The 16,392-nt window shown below is 42.3% G+C and carries 17 protein-coding genes and 2 tRNA genes; 8 read left to right on the top strand and 11 right to left on the bottom strand.

Translation table 11 applies throughout. The annotated features are described in order from the left end of the window. Positions 1 to 8 precede the first annotated feature (8 nt). Together FTT70_RS04805 and FTT70_RS04810 are read left to right on the top strand one after the other, a co-directional pair. Positions 9 to 638: a DUF1294 domain-containing protein gene (locus tag FTT70_RS04805; RefSeq protein WP_131260654.1), complete on the top strand. Its 630-nt coding sequence runs from the start codon at positions 9 to 11 to the stop codon at positions 636 to 638. Positions 639 to 678: 40 nt separating this feature from the next. Further along, entirely contained in the window at positions 679 to 1,083 is a 405-nt protein-coding gene (locus FTT70_RS04810) for a hypothetical protein (RefSeq protein ID WP_004974391.1), read from the top strand. Between the two features lie 55 nt (positions 1,084 to 1,138). On the opposite strand, the gene FTT70_RS04815 is transcribed toward FTT70_RS04810, so the two are convergent. The 6 genes from FTT70_RS04815 to hisB all read right to left on the bottom strand — a co-directional run bounded on the left by FTT70_RS04815 (position 1,139) and on the right by hisB (position 5,715). Beyond that, positions 1,139 to 2,047: a DMT family transporter gene (locus tag FTT70_RS04815; RefSeq protein WP_131260653.1), complete on the bottom strand. Its 909-nt coding sequence runs from the start codon at positions 2,045 to 2,047 to the stop codon at positions 1,139 to 1,141. Between the two features lie 92 nt (positions 2,048 to 2,139). Further along, on the bottom strand, positions 2,140 to 2,871 hold the full coding sequence (hisA, locus tag FTT70_RS04820; protein WP_004974395.1) for a 1-(5-phosphoribosyl)-5-[(5-phosphoribosylamino)methylideneamino]imidazole-4-carboxamide isomerase: 732 nt from the start codon (positions 2,869 to 2,871) through the stop codon (positions 2,140 to 2,142). A gap of 67 nt (positions 2,872 to 2,938) precedes the next feature. Beyond that, complete coding sequence (locus FTT70_RS04825; RefSeq protein WP_004974396.1) at positions 2,939 to 3,616, bottom strand: hypothetical protein; 678 nt, start codon at positions 3,614 to 3,616, stop codon at positions 2,939 to 2,941. Between the two features lie 169 nt (positions 3,617 to 3,785). Next, positions 3,786 to 4,256 carry a DUF805 domain-containing protein gene (locus tag FTT70_RS04830; RefSeq protein ID WP_004974398.1) on the bottom strand — a complete coding sequence of 157 codons (471 nt, stop codon included), beginning with the start codon at positions 4,254 to 4,256 and terminating at the stop codon, positions 3,786 to 3,788. 248 nt (positions 4,257 to 4,504) lie between these two features. After that, on the bottom strand, positions 4,505 to 5,122 hold the full coding sequence (gene hisH, locus FTT70_RS04835; protein WP_004974401.1) for an imidazole glycerol phosphate synthase subunit HisH: 618 nt from the start codon (positions 5,120 to 5,122) through the stop codon (positions 4,505 to 4,507). Next, entirely contained in the window at positions 5,122 to 5,715 is a 594-nt protein-coding gene (gene hisB, locus FTT70_RS04840) for an imidazoleglycerol-phosphate dehydratase HisB (protein WP_096902642.1), read from the bottom strand. The genes hisH and hisB overlap by 1 nt, the downstream gene beginning before the upstream one ends. A 96-nt stretch (positions 5,716 to 5,811) precedes the next feature. On the opposite strand from hisB, the gene FTT70_RS04845 reads away from it, so the two are divergent. The 5 genes from FTT70_RS04845 to FTT70_RS04865 all read left to right on the top strand — a co-directional run bounded on the left by FTT70_RS04845 (position 5,812) and on the right by FTT70_RS04865 (position 8,397). Continuing rightward, complete coding sequence (locus tag FTT70_RS04845) at positions 5,812 to 6,189, top strand: GNAT family N-acetyltransferase (protein ID WP_180168353.1); 378 nt, start codon at positions 5,812 to 5,814, stop codon at positions 6,187 to 6,189. A gap of 525 nt (positions 6,190 to 6,714) precedes the next feature. Next, positions 6,715 to 6,790, top strand: a tRNA-Phe gene (locus FTT70_RS04850). 136 nt (positions 6,791 to 6,926) lie between these two features. Continuing rightward, positions 6,927 to 7,002 (top strand) — tRNA-Phe (locus FTT70_RS04855). Positions 7,003 to 7,168: 166 nt separating this feature from the next. Next, entirely contained in the window at positions 7,169 to 7,903 is a 735-nt protein-coding gene (locus FTT70_RS04860) for a class I SAM-dependent methyltransferase (RefSeq protein WP_180168354.1), read from the top strand. 98 nt (positions 7,904 to 8,001) lie between these two features. Then, positions 8,002 to 8,397: a hypothetical protein gene (locus tag FTT70_RS04865; RefSeq protein WP_004974410.1), complete on the top strand. Its 396-nt coding sequence runs from the start codon at positions 8,002 to 8,004 to the stop codon at positions 8,395 to 8,397. A gap of 105 nt (positions 8,398 to 8,502) precedes the next feature. Here the strand turns inward: FTT70_RS04865 and FTT70_RS04870 are convergent, their stop codons facing one another. The 3 genes from FTT70_RS04870 to ompR form a co-directional block, all read right to left on the bottom strand. Next, positions 8,503 to 10,026 (bottom strand): acetyl-CoA hydrolase/transferase family protein, encoded by a 1,524-nt coding sequence (locus FTT70_RS04870; protein ID WP_004974412.1) that lies wholly within the window; start codon positions 10,024 to 10,026, stop codon positions 8,503 to 8,505. Positions 10,027 to 10,334: 308 nt separating this feature from the next. Continuing rightward, on the bottom strand, positions 10,335 to 11,795 hold the full coding sequence (locus FTT70_RS04875; protein WP_131260650.1) for an ATP-binding protein: 1,461 nt from the start codon (positions 11,793 to 11,795) through the stop codon (positions 10,335 to 10,337). Positions 11,796 to 11,963: 168 nt separating this feature from the next. Next, entirely contained in the window at positions 11,964 to 12,728 is a 765-nt protein-coding gene (gene ompR / locus FTT70_RS04880) for a two-component system response regulator OmpR (RefSeq protein WP_104852661.1), read from the bottom strand. Positions 12,729 to 13,075: 347 nt separating this feature from the next. Between ompR and FTT70_RS04885 the strand changes: the two genes are divergently transcribed. Continuing rightward, positions 13,076 to 15,427, top strand: a complete 2,352-nt coding sequence (locus FTT70_RS04885; RefSeq protein ID WP_096901295.1) for a Tex family protein — start codon at positions 13,076 to 13,078, stop codon at positions 15,425 to 15,427. Positions 15,428 to 15,515: 88 nt separating this feature from the next. Here FTT70_RS04885 and FTT70_RS04890 read toward each other — a convergent pair whose 3' ends face one another. Then, entirely contained in the window at positions 15,516 to 15,827 is a 312-nt protein-coding gene (locus tag FTT70_RS04890) for a hypothetical protein (protein ID WP_004974419.1), read from the bottom strand. A gap of 99 nt (positions 15,828 to 15,926) precedes the next feature. Next, positions 15,927 to 16,223, bottom strand: coding sequence for a hypothetical protein (locus FTT70_RS04895; RefSeq protein ID WP_004974421.1), 297 nt, complete (start codon positions 16,221 to 16,223; stop codon positions 15,927 to 15,929). Positions 16,224 to 16,392: the final 169 nt, after the last annotated feature.

The raw sequence follows: 16,392 nt of genomic DNA on the forward strand, positions 1-16,392 counted from the left end.
TATAGAACATGCGTGATCAAGGGCGTTTAGTCGAATGGTTTGATGAGCAGGGTTATGGGTTTATTCAGCCGAATGACCACCAAAAAGATCGCGTGTTTTTACACATTAAGGACTTCGCCCGACAAGGTCCACGTCCAATTGTGGGCTGTGCCTTAGAATACACAGTGACTGTGGATGAGCGTGGACGTTACCGAGCGCAGCAAGCGGTGTATTTAAAAGCTTCGCAGACCAAAGCAGCAAAGGCATCTGCTGTGAGTGCGAAAACGTCCAACAGCACGCAAAAAATGCAGCCGATGCAAATATTGTGTGTGGCTTATATTGTTGCTTTGGCTTTGCTGACGCTGTTGGGATTGCTCAGCGGTATGTTGTTATTATTCATCAGTTTGATGAATGCGCTGAGTTATTGGCTGTATGCACAAGATAAAGAAGCTGCACAGCAGGGTGGACGTCGTATTCCTGAAAATAACTTGCATATTGTGGCTTTTTTAGGGGGTTGGCCTGCAGCATGGTTGGCACAACAAAAATTACGCCATAAAACACAAAAACAACCCTTTGGTAAGATTTATTTTTGTACGATAGGCTTAAATATCTTTCTGATTTTATGGATGATTTCTCCGTTGAATCAGCTTAACATCTAATTGGGAATATTGTTCCAGTAACAGGCTTGTCAGGTGCATTATGTCAGACGCAGAGCATTCATATTCAGTAGATCAAGACCCACATCGTTCATTGACCATGATTTTATATGTGCTGTATATCGTGGCGATTTTTTCTGCGGGGATATTGGCCGTTATTGCCTTAATCATCAACTATTTAAAACGTAGTGATGTACAAGGTTCAATTTTTGCCAGTCATTTTACTTGGCAAATTCGCAGCTTCTGGTGGTATCTGTTTTGGAATATTGTGGCCTTTGTGCCGTTCTTTTTGGTGTTCTTTAGTCCAGATGCGCAAAGCTTTGCCAGTATGACTTTGGCTGCGACACTTTTCTGTATCGCAGTGGTTGCTATTTCGTGGTTATGGATTGTTTACCGTGCTATACGCGGTTTAATTCGCGTGAATGATAATTTACCGATGTATCATTAAATTCACGTTCGTTCGTCTTTTTAAGATGTTTTGAGCGATCTTGCCTAGATGCTGTTCATTCAACTTTTTGGGATGATGTGTTTCGTTTTAAAAATTTTGGTCGCCATTCGCTGACCAGCACGCCTAAAACCACCAGTAGTCCACCGAACAACGCCAGAACTGCCAAGCGCTCGCCTGCCAAACGTCCAATCAATGCGGCCCAAACAGGCTCACCTGCATAAATAATAGCAGCTTGCGCAGGGTCTACTTGTCGTTGCGCCCAGTTCATCACCAATTGAATCACGGCACTGGCAATGCCTAAGCCGAGCAAAACAGCAAGGAGTGACCACTGAAATTCGGGCAATTGAGTTTCTCCAACCCATGGTGCAATCGCAAAACACAATAACGATGCACAACCCAGTTGGATGAGGGTAACGCGCTTTAAATTGACCCGATTGGCAAAATAGCTAATTAAAATAATTTCAAAGGCAATCGCAATTGAACCGATTAAAGTAATGGCTTGTCCAAAACTTAACTGAATTGCGCCTAAGCCATTGCCTGTTAAAAAGACCAAGCCTACAAATGCCAAAATAGCACCCAACCAAGTCATGACATGCGGACGTTGATCAAAGCATAACCACAGCAATAGCGGTACAAGCGGGACATACAGCGCCGTTAAAAAGGCCGATTCGCTACTGCTGATACTTTGTAAGCCAATGGTTTGAGTGACATAACCTAGCGCAATGACTGCGCCTATGGCAAAGCCTGCATAGAGTTCATCGAGGCTAAAACCACGTAGGCTTCGCCATGAAATTAATCCCACAGCCAAAGTGGCTGCGGCAAAACGTAAGCCTACAAACAGTACGGGACTGCTGAAATTCAAACCGTATTGCACGGTAATGAAGGTTGCACCCCAAATTAAAGTAATCAAAATGAGCGCCAGTTGCGGGGCTTTACTGCGAAGCATTGGTGAAAGCTGAGACATATAATTTGTAGGAGATGAAAAACTTAAGATGAGCAAAATAAAATCAAAATAAAAAAGAGGTCCGCAGACCTCTTTGAAAATGCGCTTCAGAATTACAAAGATTGCTCATCTAAAAGCAACTGTGCTTCACGCAGGCTTAAGGTACCTTCGTAAATTGCACGACCTGTAATCGCACCTAAAATGCCAGGCTGCCCTTTTAGATTGCGTACGTCATCTAAATTGGTTACACCGCCAGAAGCAATCACAGGTAAGCCTGAATATTGTGCCAAGTTTACGGTTTGTTCTACGTTCACACCTTGCATCATGCCATCACGGGCAATATCGGTATAAACAATGCTAGATACACCTGCATCGGCAAAACGCTTAGCTAAATCTGTTGCCTTCACGTCTGTGACGTTGGCCCAACCATCAGTAGCCACCATGCCATTCATGGCGTCAATGCCGACAATGATGTGTCCTGCAAATTTCTTGCAGGCTTCTTCTACAAAAGTAGGCTCTTGTACGGCTTTGGTACCAATAATCACGAACGATACGCCTGCATCCAAATAGTGTTCGATGGTTTCGAGTGAACGAATACCGCCACCAATTTGAATTGGAAGATCCGGTTGTGATTTTGCAATCGCTTCAACCACAGGTTTATGAATTGGCGTACCTGCGAAAGCGCCGTTTAAATCGACTAAATGCAAGCGACGTGCGCCTTCATTTACCCAATGTTGTGCTGTCGCCACTGGATCGTCAGAAAATACAGTATCATCTTCCATACGACCTTGTTTTAAACGAACACATTTGCCATCTTTCAGGTCAATTGCAGGGATGATCAGCATGCTTTCGCTCCTTGCCAAAAACTTATTGAATTCAATCTGTGCATCTTAACAAAGTATTGTTAAATATCTAAGCATCTGTTGTAGGTTTTGTTTTAGAGGGACGAATCCGCAATTTGAGTGAACTGTTTGGGATATGCTCGGGCAATAGACCCAAACGCCCCAATTCTTCAAATATCAACACAGGTGCGTAGGCATCGGCGGCAGCATAGGCAATTTGTGCTTCACTGAGCTGTTTGCATGCCCAGTTTGAGGTGCTGATACTTCGGCTTTTAGGGAAATGAACGTGAAATAATAATGCCATGGCATTTTTAAGCCCAAGCGGACTTTTAAAACCAAAACTGCCAAAACATTTGGATAGTTCAATCACGCTATTCAGTTGTATACCTTTTTTACGAAATAAATGGGCATCATTTTTCAGCCCAAAACCTACTTTAATTTGATCGCGATTGGCAAAAACTGGCTGCAAAAATTGCCAAATGTCATCATTGAGCTGAAATAGATAGGCTTTTTCTAAGGTTGCGAGCTGAATTAAATGCGGGCCTGTAGAAACTTCGCCTACATTAAACGTGGGTTTAGATTCAGAATCGAAACCCAAGACAGCTGCGGTTTTCAGTTCAGCTTCAATTGCTAGACATTGCTCTAGATTTTGAATCAGTACAATATTTTGACGCGCAATATTTTCAAACAGTGGCAATTGCCGAATTTCATCAGGGCTAGGCAGGGTACGCAGACGAGTGAGATCCATAACATTCAAAGCGGTAAAGAAGCGGTTTTAGCCTAAAGCGTTTTGCGGAATTTGGCAAAGTTTAAAAGATTGAAAATGCTGTGCAGGACAAAGATTGCAGCGAATATCCTGAAAAAATAGCCCAATAGATGGGCTATTTCGAAATATCAACCAAGTGGAATATTTTTGCTTAGACGTTGCTGAATATACCTGACAAGAAGCTGCCAATAATCGCCAAAATCATCAGCACAATAAAAATCCAAGCCAGTACTTTTTCCCAACCTGCAGTTTCACGTACCGCACCATAGCTATTTTGACGATCATCGCCAGGTGCAAATACCAAATATAAACCCATAATAATATTCACCAAAGGCACCAAAATCAGCAAAGATAACCAGCCAGTATGATTGCGGTCATGCAAGCGGCGGATGGTGAAAATAAAGCTAAAATAGAACGCAACGATATAAATGATCACGAGCAAGATCATGCCGATGCCCATAGAGCCAGAGCCGAGCTCTAGCAATAAATTGGGTGCAACAACGGCAATAATTGCAATCAGTACTGCAAGCCCCAAGCTGAGCAAACAGTTCCACGCTAAAAATGATAATCGACCAAAACGCCCCGCTGCACTGAGTGCAGAATCTTCTACATATTGACTCATTGTTGTAATTCCTAGATTTTTTGAATTTTCTGTCGCATACCGTATATTTGCTCAAAAATCTTGTGAGATATCTCTCTCACATCGCAAACATAGACCAATTATCGACAGACCCTCAGTTTATTTTGAATAAAAGGTATAAAAAGCGCTTTAATTTTAAACACAAATCAATGTGCAATAAAAGTGAAAAACATTCACGCAAAAATAAAGCCGAGATTAACTCGGCTTTATTGATTGAAGCATCCTGAATATTAGATATTCCATTCCACAAAGTTTTTTAGTAACTGCAAACCAACAGTGTGACTTTTTTCTGGGTGGAACTGCGTTGCAAACAAGTTGTCTTGATGCAGGGCTGTACAGAAAGTTAAACCATAATCACAGGTCGCGGCCACGATTTTTTCATCTTGCGGTTCAACATAAAAACTATGCACGAAGTAAAAACGCGCATCTTGTTCAATGTTGTTCCACATAGGGTGGCTCGGGTCACGTTGATGTACCTGATTCCAACCCATGTGTGGCACTTTTAAACCTGCTACTTCAGGAAAGCGTTTGACTGTACCTGCAAAAATGCCCAGTGCATCTGCTCCGCCATTTTCTTCGGAATGTTGCATCAGCGCCTGCATGCCTACACAAATTGCAAGTACAGGTTTATTAAAGACCGCGTTGCGTACCACGTCATCAATGCCAGCTTCATGCATGCCTTGCATACAATCACGCATAGCACCCACACCTGGAAACACAATTTTATCGGCTTGTGCAATCAGTTTTGGGTCATTGGTCACATCTACCGTTGCACCCACATGCTCTAAAGCTTTCGCTGCAGAGTGTAAATTTCCCATGCCATAGTCAAGAAGGGCAATTCGGGTCATTAGAGTGTTCCTTTGGTTGATGCCACTGTATTTTCAGCACGCGGATCGACTTCACATGCCATGCGTAAAGCACGTGCAAATGCTTTAAATACGCTTTCAATTTGGTGGTGGCTGTTTTTACCTTTGAGGTTGTCGATGTGCAGTGTCATTAATGCATGGTTGACAAAGCCTTGGAAGAATTCTGAGAATAAATCCACATCAAAAGTACCAATACGTGCGCGGGTAAATGGAATATCCATAAATAAACCCGGACGACCCGATAAATCGACAATCACACGGCTTAAAGATTCATCAAGTGGTGCGTAAAAGTGACCGTAGCGTCGTAAACCTTTTTTATCGCCCAAAGCTTGAGCAAAAGCTTGTCCAAGCGTGATACCACAGTCTTCTACAGTGTGGTGATCATCAATTTCCAAGTCGCCATCACAATGAATATCAATATCAAACAAACCGTGTCGCTTGATTTGATCAATCATATGGTCTAAAAATGGAACTCCAGTGTTGAGTGTGCCTTGACCCGTACCGTCCAGATTCACACGAACTCGAATTTTAGTTTCGTTGGTATTTCTCACCACTTCACTGATACGTTGGGTCATAGACACGTTCCTCAAAAAACGTCAAAAATGATTGATGTAAAATGTTTTCGCTGTGACGAAGTCTCAGCATATTAGATTGCTCAGGAGGGTTAATCAATGCCTATTACCGTACATGCCTATACTTCACTGGAAAATACCGAAGTGCGCAGCCAGCTTGAGCGACTGTATGATACCAGCCCTGAATTTGGCGATGGGCAAGATGCGGTAAGCCAACTTGAGCAGAACTTGGCTCAGTATACCCTACTTTACACGGCAGAATTTAATACTAAAGTGATTGCTGCGATTTGGTGCACAGGGCAAGATGATCATCGTACGCTTGAATATATTGTGGTGCATCCTGCAAACCGTGGTCGAGGTGTGGCAGATCGTTTGGTGAGTGAGGTGTGCCGTATGGAAGAAGCCAAAGGTGTGCAGCACTTTCAGCCGGGTTGTGGTGCGATTCATCGTTGTTTGGCGCATTTGGGTAAGTTGTGAGTTTTTAAAAAGCTGACGTTGTGTCTGTCTTTTCAGTTTATCCGTATAGGTCAAAATTAAATTAGTATCGAAAATCCCTTCTCTTGCGCCATATATGGCTCAGGGATGAGGAATATCTTCCGTAAGAGGATGATGGGGGATTGAAGTATGGTTTTAATCGGATTTGTGAAAGAAGTTTATCTAAATCCTATATTGTTTTTTGTGCTTGCACAGCCACAATTTTTAGCTAAGGTTTAAATAGCTTTGCGTAGGCATCTTCCTACTTTGGCAAGACCCAAAGTAGGCAAAAGTCTTTTGTTACCCATACACGACATCCTTGTCGTGATGGGTAACGTGGGGCATCCGTGCCCCACATTCGCGTATCGGAAGTTTGTCAAAATTTAATTGGAAAAGAACTCATTTTTAAATTTTTGGGTGATATTTCAGCAGAAATAGAATGAGGTTGCTGTAAAAGTAAACATTTGCACTGAAAAGCGAAAAAGACTATTGACGATTTACAGCTGAAACTGTTTAATACGCGTCATTGGCGTGATAGCTCAGTCGGTAGAGCAACGGATTGAAAATCCGTGTGTCCCCAGTTCGATCCTGGGTCTCGCCACCATATTCAAAACGGTTAAACGTTTTCAATCCCTGATCCCATCAGGGATTTTTTTTTTGCATAAAATTTATGCGATCAAATAAAAAAGTGATGATTTTTATTGACTATTCAGCCGAGATACGGCTTAATACACGACATTGGCGTGATAGCTCAGTCGGTAGAGCAACGGATTGAAAATCCGTGTGTCCCCAGTTCGATCCTGGGTCTCGCCACCATATTCAAAAAGCCTCAAACAATGTTTGGGGCTTTTTTATGCGCAAAATTTTTTATGTCTAAAATAAAATCTTGTATTCAAACCCGCTTTGCATCTTCATCTAAAGTCCACAATACGTATTAAACAAGCTGAATTAAAATCAAGCGATCATGGTCAGGGAATGCAGCATGAAAGATTTGTTTTCGCAGGGCAGCGATTTATATCGTCAGGCACGTCCGCAGTATTCAACCGCGATTGTCGATACGATTTTACAACATGTGCCAGAGCGCGGTTTGACATGGGACTGCGGTGCAGGTTCAGGGCAGTTTACCCAGTTATTAACGCCACATTTTCAGCAGATTTTAGCCACGGATTTAAGTCAGGCACAGCTGGATCAAGCACCACAGTGGGAAAATGTGCGTTATCGCGCTTGTTTGGCGCAAGACAGTGGATTGGCAGATGCCAGTGTGGATTTGATTACTGTTGCACAAGCGATTCACTGGTTCAATTTTGATGCCTTTTATGCCGAAGTGCATCGGGTGCTAAAACCGAGTGGAGTATTCGCTGCGGTGGGTTATGGCCTGATTCAAGCTGTGGATACTGAGGTGAATGCCGCAATTCAACGCTTATATTTTCAGACCTTAAAAGGCTATTGGGATGCCGAGCGCCGTTATATTGATGACTTATATCGCACAATTCCTTTCCCATTTCAAGAAATCGTGACACCCGAACTTTGCCTGAAATATCGTTGGTCGGCAGCACAATTGCTGAATTATTTAAACACTTGGTCGGGACTGCAGCATTATTTAAAGCAACATACTGATACGCCCTTGCTTGAATTACAGCAATTGTTGCAGCAGCAACCTGCTCAGGGCTTGGAAATTCAGTTTCCAGTTTTGCTGCGTTTAGGTCGCTTGGTATAAAAAGTCAATGTATTGAGTGATTTTTGAACTTAAAATATAAGTTGGTGAAAAAAGGATGTTTCTCCACAGGTGTAATTTACCTATGTGCGAGGTGTCCAATGTTAAAATTTTCTCTCCCTATTTTATTCAGTCTTGCGCTGAGTCTCCCTGCGACTGCTTTTGCCAATCTTGATCAGCCTTTACAGGTCTTGGATGATTGTGCATTAAGTGCAGAATATGGGCAATCCAACAGCTTAAATTTGCTGCATGATCAATACCGTTTTACCGCGCAAGATGTGGTGAATCAAGTTCGAGCTGAACAAAACCTAGACTTAGCAAGCAAATTTGCAACTTTGGGTTCTCGTTTTTATATCAACCCGCAAGGTCAAACTGTGCTGCAAATTCAACGTGATGTGGTGTCTTTGGGTGTGATTGAAACCACACTCAGTGTGGATGGTTTACGCCAGTTAGGGCAGCATTTTATAGATGAATTTAAAGCTTTGGCATTTGAGTAAAATGGAGTGCGTTGTCGCAAATGACCTTGTGACAATCTAAGACATAAAAACTTAAGACATAAAAAAACGCCCTGAAAAATCAGGGCGTTTTTTATTGCACGCGAATTATGCTGGTTGCGCAGATTCTTGTTGTGCAGGAGTCAACATGTGACCGTGTTCTTCGAAGTTTGCATGCCAAGATAATGCTTCACGAAGTAGGTGAGGAGTGTGACCACCTTTTGCACATGCACGCTCAAAGTAATCATTCAATGCATTGCGGTACATTGGGTGTACACAGTTGTCGATAATCGCACGAGCGCGTTCACGTGGTGCAAGACCGCGTAAATCTGCTAAACCTTGCTCAGTGACTAAGATGTCAACGTCGTGTTCGTTGTGGTCTACATGCGCAGCCATTGGAACGATAGATGAAATGTCACCGCCTTTCGCAATCGATTTAGTCACGAAAATCGCCAAGTGTGCGTTACGCGCGAAGTCACCTGAACCACCAATACCGTTCATCATTTTGGTACCGCATACGTGGGTTGAGTTCACGTTACCGTAAATATCAAACTCAAGTGCAGTGTTAATACCAATGATGCCTAAACGACGTACTAACTCAGGGAAGTTAGAAATTTCTTGTGGACGTAAAATGAATTTGTCTTTGTAGTGTGCAAGATTACCAAATACGCGATCGCCACATTTTTCAGACAAAGTCATTGAACAGCCAGAAGCGAACTTCATTTTGCCTGCATCAATCAATTCAAACGTACAGTCTTGGAGTACTTCTGAGTACATCACCAAGTCTTCAAAGTTAGAGTGTTTGAAGCCTGTTAATACTGCGTTTGCAATTGAACCGATACCTGCTTGTAAAGGTGCCAAGTTTTTCGGTAAACGACCTTGAGCTACTTCGTTTTCAAAGAATGCGATCAAGTGATCTGCAATTGCTTGAGTTTCGTCATCTGGATCGGTCACGTTAGATGGAGAGTCAAGCAAGGTATCGTTAAATACAATACCCACAACTTTTGCAGGGTCTAACTGAATACCTTTGGTTCCAATACGTTGTTCAACGTGAGTTAATGGCACTGGACCACGTGTTGGACGTGCTTCAGGAATATAAATGTCGTGTAGGCCTTCAAATTCTGTGCTTACAGTGGTGTTGATTTCGATAATGACTTTATCTGCATATTCAACAAAGCTTGCAGAGTTACCTACAGAAGTTGTTGGAATAATTAAGCTGTCTTCAGTAATTGCAACTGCTTCAACAATCGCGATGTCTGGGCGTTTTAGCGTGTTGTTACGCATTTGCTCAACAGTTTCAGACAAGTGTTGGTCAATGAACATAACTTGACCTTGGTTAATTGCTTTACGCAAGGTGTTGTCTACTTGGAACGGCATACGACGAGCCAAAACACCTGCTTCAGTCAATTGCTTGTCTAAATCATTACCAAGACTTGCGCCAGTAATTAAGTCAATTTTTAAAGGGTTGGTTTTAGCGCGTGCCACCAATGCAAGTGGAACAGCTTTTGCTTCACCCGCACGAGTAAAGCCACTCATACCTACGGTCATACCATCTTGAACGAATTCAGCAGCTTGTTCTGCGCTGATTACTTTGTCGTGGAGGGAGGCTAAACGGATGCGATCTAAAGACATGGCGAACTCTCGTAAAATACTAGACTGATACCGATTGTACCGATCAAAAAAGGTATTTTGCATAGGTGTTAGGCTAAGGTCTAATTTTTTGCCTAAATGGTGGTATAAAAATATAAAATAATACATAAATAATTGAATTTAATCGTTTATTTATATATCAAAAGGTAAATATTACAATTTGTTTGATATATTTTTATACAATTTTGATATGCACCATCTGAATTTTTTACTTTGATCGTCCATCTGATTTGCTGTTGGTCTGAAATTGGTATATAGCAAGCCAGATAGAGATCAAAAGCGTCAGTCGTTTAGAAGTGTTCACTCAAACTTTGTTTGATTTTTTCCAGCGTGCCAACATTATTTTTTTCTTCAACGATTTCAGGTTGTAACGGCAGGGTAATGATGGCTTCAAGACCACCGTGTTCACGGTTTTGAATGGTGAGCTCGCCCTGATGAATATCGACAATACGTTTTACAATTGCCAAACCTAAGCCACTGCCTTGTACAGTACGTGCTTCATTGCCGCGTACAAAAGGCTGCATTAAATCGGCAATTTGGTCTTCTGGAATGCCTGTACCGTTGTCTGCCACGCTAATCCGAATGTGTTCATCCAGCACTTCTGCAGACAACTCAATTGGCTCTGCACCATAGCGTTTCGAGTTATTAATCAGGTTGCCAATCAGACGTTTCAGCGACAAACTGCGCGCCTGAATTAAAGGTAATTCTTGTGCGTTAAAGCGAATATCCAACGGTTTAAATTGAATAATCAATTCCTGCAGCAAAACATTTAAATCGGTTTCTTGTAATTCTTCATCGGAACCATCACGCATATAAGAAATGAATTGATTTAAAATCGCATCCATATCTTCTACATCGTAAATTAAGCCTTCTTTTAAAAAATCATCATCGGGCATCATTTCGGCACTTAAACGAATCCGTGTCAGTGGCGTGCGCAGGTCGTGTGAAATACCTGCCAACATGATACGACGGTCACGTTCAGTCTGTTCCAAGGTATAAATCATGTGATTAAAGGCTTGGTTGACCTCACGAATTTCCTGCGGACCGTGATTGGTTTCCAAATAAGGTGCTTTGCCTGTTTTACTGTAGCTATTGGCGGCATTTTGCAGACGACGCAAAGGACGATTCAGCTGACGTACTAGAGTTAAAATAATCGCTGCAGCAAAAAGCGGAATACCCAAAAGCCAGCCAAAGACCAGTTCAGGGCTGTAGTTGGCATAGGTTTTAAGGGGTTCACGTACCCAGTTGCCATTCATTTCTGGGGTTTGAATCCAAATACGCGGGCTTGGTTTGAACTGGAAATAGACCGTGACATCCTGCATTTTTAATTCAGTTGCCAGTTTCTTTTCTATTTGTTGGGTAAAAAACTCTGCAATGACTTTTTCCCGTACATTAGGAAACTCACGTGGATCGGTTACATATTCAATGCCGACCCGATTTTTAAGCCACGCATCGACATCGACTTCGGCTTCATTGTGAAAAATGCGCAAATCTGGATTGTTTAAAATTTCCAGTTCAACCGCTAAATAGCGGGCGTGTTGTTGAATTTCAGGTAAATACAAGGTGCGCCAAAAGAACCACAACGACATAAACAGGCTAAACAACACCACAAAAACCACCAGTACCGTGGTGCGCATGGCTGCAGAGCGTGGTTTGATTTTGTCCAGAAAACGCTCCCAGCGGGTACGTTTCTTTTCAGAATACGCCACATAGTCGGTAAATTCTTGTGGGTCGATGGGTTCGAGTTTCACATCTTGTCCTGTGGCAGAGGTTGTAAAGCGAATTTAGTGAGTGAAATTTTATGATGAATATACTTGTTATTGGAATGTCTGTTCTTTAAATCTAGCACAATGATCGGTGTGCATAAATGTTGATCATTGCATGAAGATGTGAGGCTGAAGCCTCACATCATTTTCAACTTATTCCGCACCATCTGGAACAAATACATAACCGACACCCCAAACCGTTTGAATATAACGTGCACGGGCAGGGTTTTCTTCAATTAAACGACGTAAACGTGAAACCTGAACATCAATCGAACGCTCCATCGCACCCCATTCACGACCACGCGCCAAATTCATTAACTTGTCACGGGTTAAAGGCTCACGAGGATGTTGTACCAACGCTTTGAGTACTGCAAATTCACCTGTAGTTAGGGTCACGACCTGACCTTCACGTGTCAAAGTACGGGTCGATAAATCTAGTGACCATGGGCCAAAACCAACCACTTCCATTTGCTGACTTGGTGCACCTGGTACCTCGCGCACTTGACGACGCAATACAGCACGAATACGCGCTAACAGCTCATTTGGATTAAACGGTTTTGGTAAATAATCATCTGCACCTGCTTCAAGTCCTGCAATACGGTCAGAGTCACTGCCGCGAGCCGTCAGCATAATAATTGGCGTGTCGATGTTAGATTGACGTAAACGACGGCAAATACTTAAACCATCTTCAACAGGCAGCATAAAATCAAGCACGATTAAAGAGAACAGTTCACGCTGTAACAAACGATCCATTTGTGTCGCATCGTGGGCAGTTTTGACCACAAAGCCCTTATCTTCCAAGAAACGCTGTAACAGGGTACGTAAACGCACATCATCATCGACAACGAGAATGCGTTCAACGCGGTCAGTTTCGCTGTGTACGGCATCTGTTTTTTCAGCAGGTACAACTAAACTCATGATGTGCTCCTTTATTCTTTATTGTCATCGTAAACAAAAAGTTGAGTTGGCTTTGAGTATACGATTCATTGGTATCTATTGCCTATGCTCTAAAGCAACAAATATTGCAGACAAAATCAAGACATAGATACCAAATATATACAGCATTCCCATGCGAAAAACTGACATATTTGTCCGTTTGAGTCTAACATAAGCCTGAATTTTATTTAGATTTATAAAATTTAGCCGAATTGGCAAAAATCGCCAAAAAACCACCATTTATAAAATTCATAAAACAATTGTGGATTTTATAGTCTTGGTCTTTATAATCATGGCTTTTAGTACTTATCCTTGTAGGATCACACACGATGACTGACTTAGTTCAGCAGTTAGCAAAAGAACTTGCCGTACGACCAAATCAAGTAGAAGCTGCCATCAAACTTATTGATGAAGGTGCTAGCGTTCCATTTATTGCACGTTACCGTAAAGAAGTGACGCAAGGTTTAGATGATACGCAGCTACGTCAGCTCGATACACGTTTATCGTATTTACGTGATTTATATGAGCGTCGCGAAAAAGTAATAGAATCACTCAAAGAACAAGATAAATTATCTGATGATTTATTGGCACGGGTTAACGCTGCTGAAACCAAAAATGCTTTAGAAGAAATTTACGCGCCTTACCGTCCAAAACGCACCAGTAAATCGTTTAAAGCTAAAGAAGCAGGTTTAGGCCCAATTGCAGCGCAAATTTTTGCAGAACAGGTTGAGCCAAGCGAAGCTTTAGCAGGCTTTAGTCATGCAGACTATCCTGATGCAGACAGTCAGCTAGATGCGGTACAACACATTCTGATTGATGAATGGGCACAAAATATTGCCTTAACCACAGAATTAAAAGAAATTTTTGCCAAAACAGCGGTATTAAAAAGCTTGGTTGCTTCTGAAGAGAAAAAAGAAGTGGGCAAAAAATTCCGTGATTACTTCGATTTTTCAGAAAACCTCAACAAAGTGCCTTCACATCGTCTATTGGCGATGTTGCGTGGTCGCCAAGAAAACGTCTTGGGCTTAAAAGTTGATGGTGAAGACAGTGCGCCTTTGGCACGTATTGAAACTGAATACAATTTAGATCAGATTCAGCCGCAAGCACGTCAGGACTTTTTAAAGCAAACGGCAAAATTGTTCTGGTTGGGCAAAGTGCGTCCACAAATCGAACATTCATTATTGACTGAAAAGCGTTTGGCTGCCGAAGCTGAAGCGATGGATGTCTTTGCAGAAAACTTGCGTCATTTATTGCTTTCTGCACCTGCAGGTGCGCGTTGTACGCTGGGCGTAGACCCTGGCATCCGTACAGGTGTCAAACTGGCTGTGGTGAACCAATCTGGCGATGTGGTTGCACATAGCACGGTTTATCCATTTGCACCTAAAGAAGACAAAGCAGGCGCGATTGAAGAACTTGCTCGTTTATGCCGTGAGCACAATGTTGATTTAATCGCGATTGGTAACGGGACTGCAAGCCGTGAAACTGAAGCGGTTGTGGCAGAAATGATGGCGGCGCACAGTGACTTGAAATTAACACGTGTGTCTGTATCTGAAGCGGGTGCATCTGTGTATTCAGCTTCTGAATTGGCATCGCAAGAGTTGCCAGAACTAGATGTGTCGATTCGTGGTGCAGTGTCGATTGCACGTCGTTTGCAAGACCCATTGGCAGAGTTGGTAAAAATTGATCCAAAATCAATCGGTGTGGGTCAGTATCAACATGACGTGAATCAGGCAGGTTTAGCAAAAACCTTAGAAGCTGTGGTAGAAGACTGTGTGAACTCGGTCGGTGTCGATGTCAACACGGCATCTTCAGCAATTTTGGGTTATATCGCAGGTTTGAATAAAGCCATTGCACAGCAAATTGTTGAATACCGTAAAGAACATGGCCGTTTTGACAATCGCCAAGCTTTGAAAAACGTACCGCGTTTAGGCGAACGTACTTTTGAACAAGCAGCAGGTTTCTTACGTATTCAGGCAGGTTCTGAGCCTTTGGATGCTTCTGCAGTGCACCCTGAATCTTATGGTTTAGTAGAAAAAATTGTGGCTGCCAAAGCGACCACGGTTAAAGATATTATTGGTAATACTGAAATTATCCGTTCGGTGAATGCTGAAGAATTTGTGGATGAGCAAGTCGGCTTACCAACTATTCAGGATGTTTTGTCTGAATTGGAAAAACCAGGTCGTGACCCACGTCCTGAATTCCGTACGGCTAAATTCCGTGAAGATATTACTGAAGTGGCGCAGTTGACTGAAGGCATGCAGCTTGAAGGTGTTGTAACCAACGTGACCAACTTTGGTGCTTTCGTGGATGTGGGCGTACATCAGGATGGTTTGGTGCATATTTCTGAGTTGGCCAATGAATTTGTGGCTGATCCGCATAAAGTGGTGAAACCAGGTCAAATTGTTCAAGTGCGTGTGTTGCAGGTTGATGTAGAGCGTAACCGTGTGAATTTATCGATGCGTCCTGAAGGTTCGGCTGCACCTGCAAAAGCAGCGCGTGCACCACGTCGTGATCAAGAACAGCGTACAGAGCGTAAGCCACAAGCGAAACGTCCACAGCAGTCACGTCCTCAGACTGAGCGTCCACAAGCGAAAAAACCACAAGCCGCTAAACCACAAGAAAATAAAATTGGTGGTTTAGGTGCATTGTTGTTACAAGCAGGGATTAAAGGTTCGAAGTAATTTTGAATTGCTCTAACAAAAAGCTCCCGAAATTCGGGAGCTTTTTGTTTTGCAGGAACATTTTTATATACAGATTTTTTGATGGATTTTAAATCAACGGTACAATCCAACTCACCAAAATCAGCATAATTCCCAAATGTCCAAGTTTACGAGTCACTGCGACTAGTTTTGACGGTGGTGCTTCAAGTTGGCGAGCATATTCCTGAAGATTTAAACCTTGTGAGGCTTTGCTGCTAAATAAAAATACGCCCAAATCAATACAAATTAAAATCGTGCCGACATCGGCAACAACCTCTAAAAGTTCATATTCTTGCTGATAAAGCGCCATTGCAACCTGATAACTCAGAAACAAGGCAAAGGCAAAACAGCCATATTGTAAAATGAGGGCCAGTGCTCGCATAATCCATTCAAAATACTTAAAACAGCTGTGTTATAGCATAAAAATGCGGTGCAATTGAATGTTTTGTTATGGTTGAGATTGTGGATCTTAAATAAGCAATTAACGGATTAAGCCTTGCAGAACAAAACTTGTGGCAATACTGCCTGCTGCCAATTTAGACATGAAATAACTGTAATTAGAAGAGGCAGAAACTTCGGACATCGCACCAGATGAATGCGACATGGACACGGCAAGTTGGCTGCGATAGCCCAATTCGACTAACAAGACCACCAGGCCTGTCAGTGTCATCACTTGAAATGTGTCTACATGATTGCGCGTAAGCTCAGTATATAAGTGATAAAAACTTAAGCCCGCAGCAGAAAAACAAAATAGCTTAAACAGATACAGAGTTTTCATGTGTTGTACCTTTCATTATTGTAATGTCATTTTGAATGCTATTTCTTAAACCAATATTAAAATCACATGAAAAGTTGCGGCTGCACAATTTAAAAATTGTTGAAGTGATGTTGTATTGTTGTGCGCTGTTCAACCTAAGCTGTAAAAACAAATAGGCGACCCGTAGGTC

Origin of the sequence: Acinetobacter sp. YH01003, assembly GCF_013420525.1 — a bacterium.
Classification (GTDB): domain Bacteria; phylum Pseudomonadota; class Gammaproteobacteria; order Pseudomonadales; family Moraxellaceae; genus Acinetobacter; species Acinetobacter towneri.

Coding starts and splice junctions, on each gene's coding strand:
- FTT70_RS04865 (WP_004974410.1), top strand. CDS start 8,002: ATGTTAAAATTTTCTCTCCCTATTTTATTCAGTCTTGCGCTGAGTCTC.
- hisH (WP_004974401.1), bottom strand. CDS start 5,122: ATGACCCGAATTGCCCTTCTTGACTATGGCATGGGAAATTTACACTCT.
- hisB (WP_096902642.1), bottom strand. CDS start 5,715: ATGACCCAACGTATCAGTGAAGTGGTGAGAAATACCAACGAAACTAAA.
- FTT70_RS04885 (WP_096901295.1), top strand. CDS start 13,076: ATGACTGACTTAGTTCAGCAGTTAGCAAAAGAACTTGCCGTACGACCA.
- FTT70_RS04890 (WP_004974419.1), bottom strand. CDS start 15,827: ATGCGAGCACTGGCCCTCATTTTACAATATGGCTGTTTTGCCTTTGCC.
- ompR (WP_104852661.1), bottom strand. CDS start 12,728: ATGAGTTTAGTTGTACCTGCTGAAAAAACAGATGCCGTACACAGCGAA.
- FTT70_RS04870 (WP_004974412.1), bottom strand. CDS start 10,026: ATGTCTTTAGATCGCATCCGTTTAGCCTCCCTCCACGACAAAGTAATC.
- FTT70_RS04860 (WP_180168354.1), top strand. CDS start 7,169: ATGAAAGATTTGTTTTCGCAGGGCAGCGATTTATATCGTCAGGCACGT.
- FTT70_RS04810 (WP_004974391.1), top strand. CDS start 679: ATGTCAGACGCAGAGCATTCATATTCAGTAGATCAAGACCCACATCGT.
- FTT70_RS04845 (WP_180168353.1), top strand. CDS start 5,812: ATGCCTATTACCGTACATGCCTATACTTCACTGGAAAATACCGAAGTG.
- FTT70_RS04825 (WP_004974396.1), bottom strand. CDS start 3,616: ATGGATCTCACTCGTCTGCGTACCCTGCCTAGCCCTGATGAAATTCGG.
- hisA (WP_004974395.1), bottom strand. CDS start 2,871: ATGCTGATCATCCCTGCAATTGACCTGAAAGATGGCAAATGTGTTCGT.
- FTT70_RS04815 (WP_131260653.1), bottom strand. CDS start 2,047: ATGTCTCAGCTTTCACCAATGCTTCGCAGTAAAGCCCCGCAACTGGCG.
- FTT70_RS04895 (WP_004974421.1), bottom strand. CDS start 16,223: ATGAAAACTCTGTATCTGTTTAAGCTATTTTGTTTTTCTGCTGCGGGC.
- FTT70_RS04830 (WP_004974398.1), bottom strand. CDS start 4,256: ATGAGTCAATATGTAGAAGATTCTGCACTCAGTGCAGCGGGGCGTTTT.
- FTT70_RS04805 (WP_131260654.1), top strand. CDS start 9: ATGCGTGATCAAGGGCGTTTAGTCGAATGGTTTGATGAGCAGGGTTAT.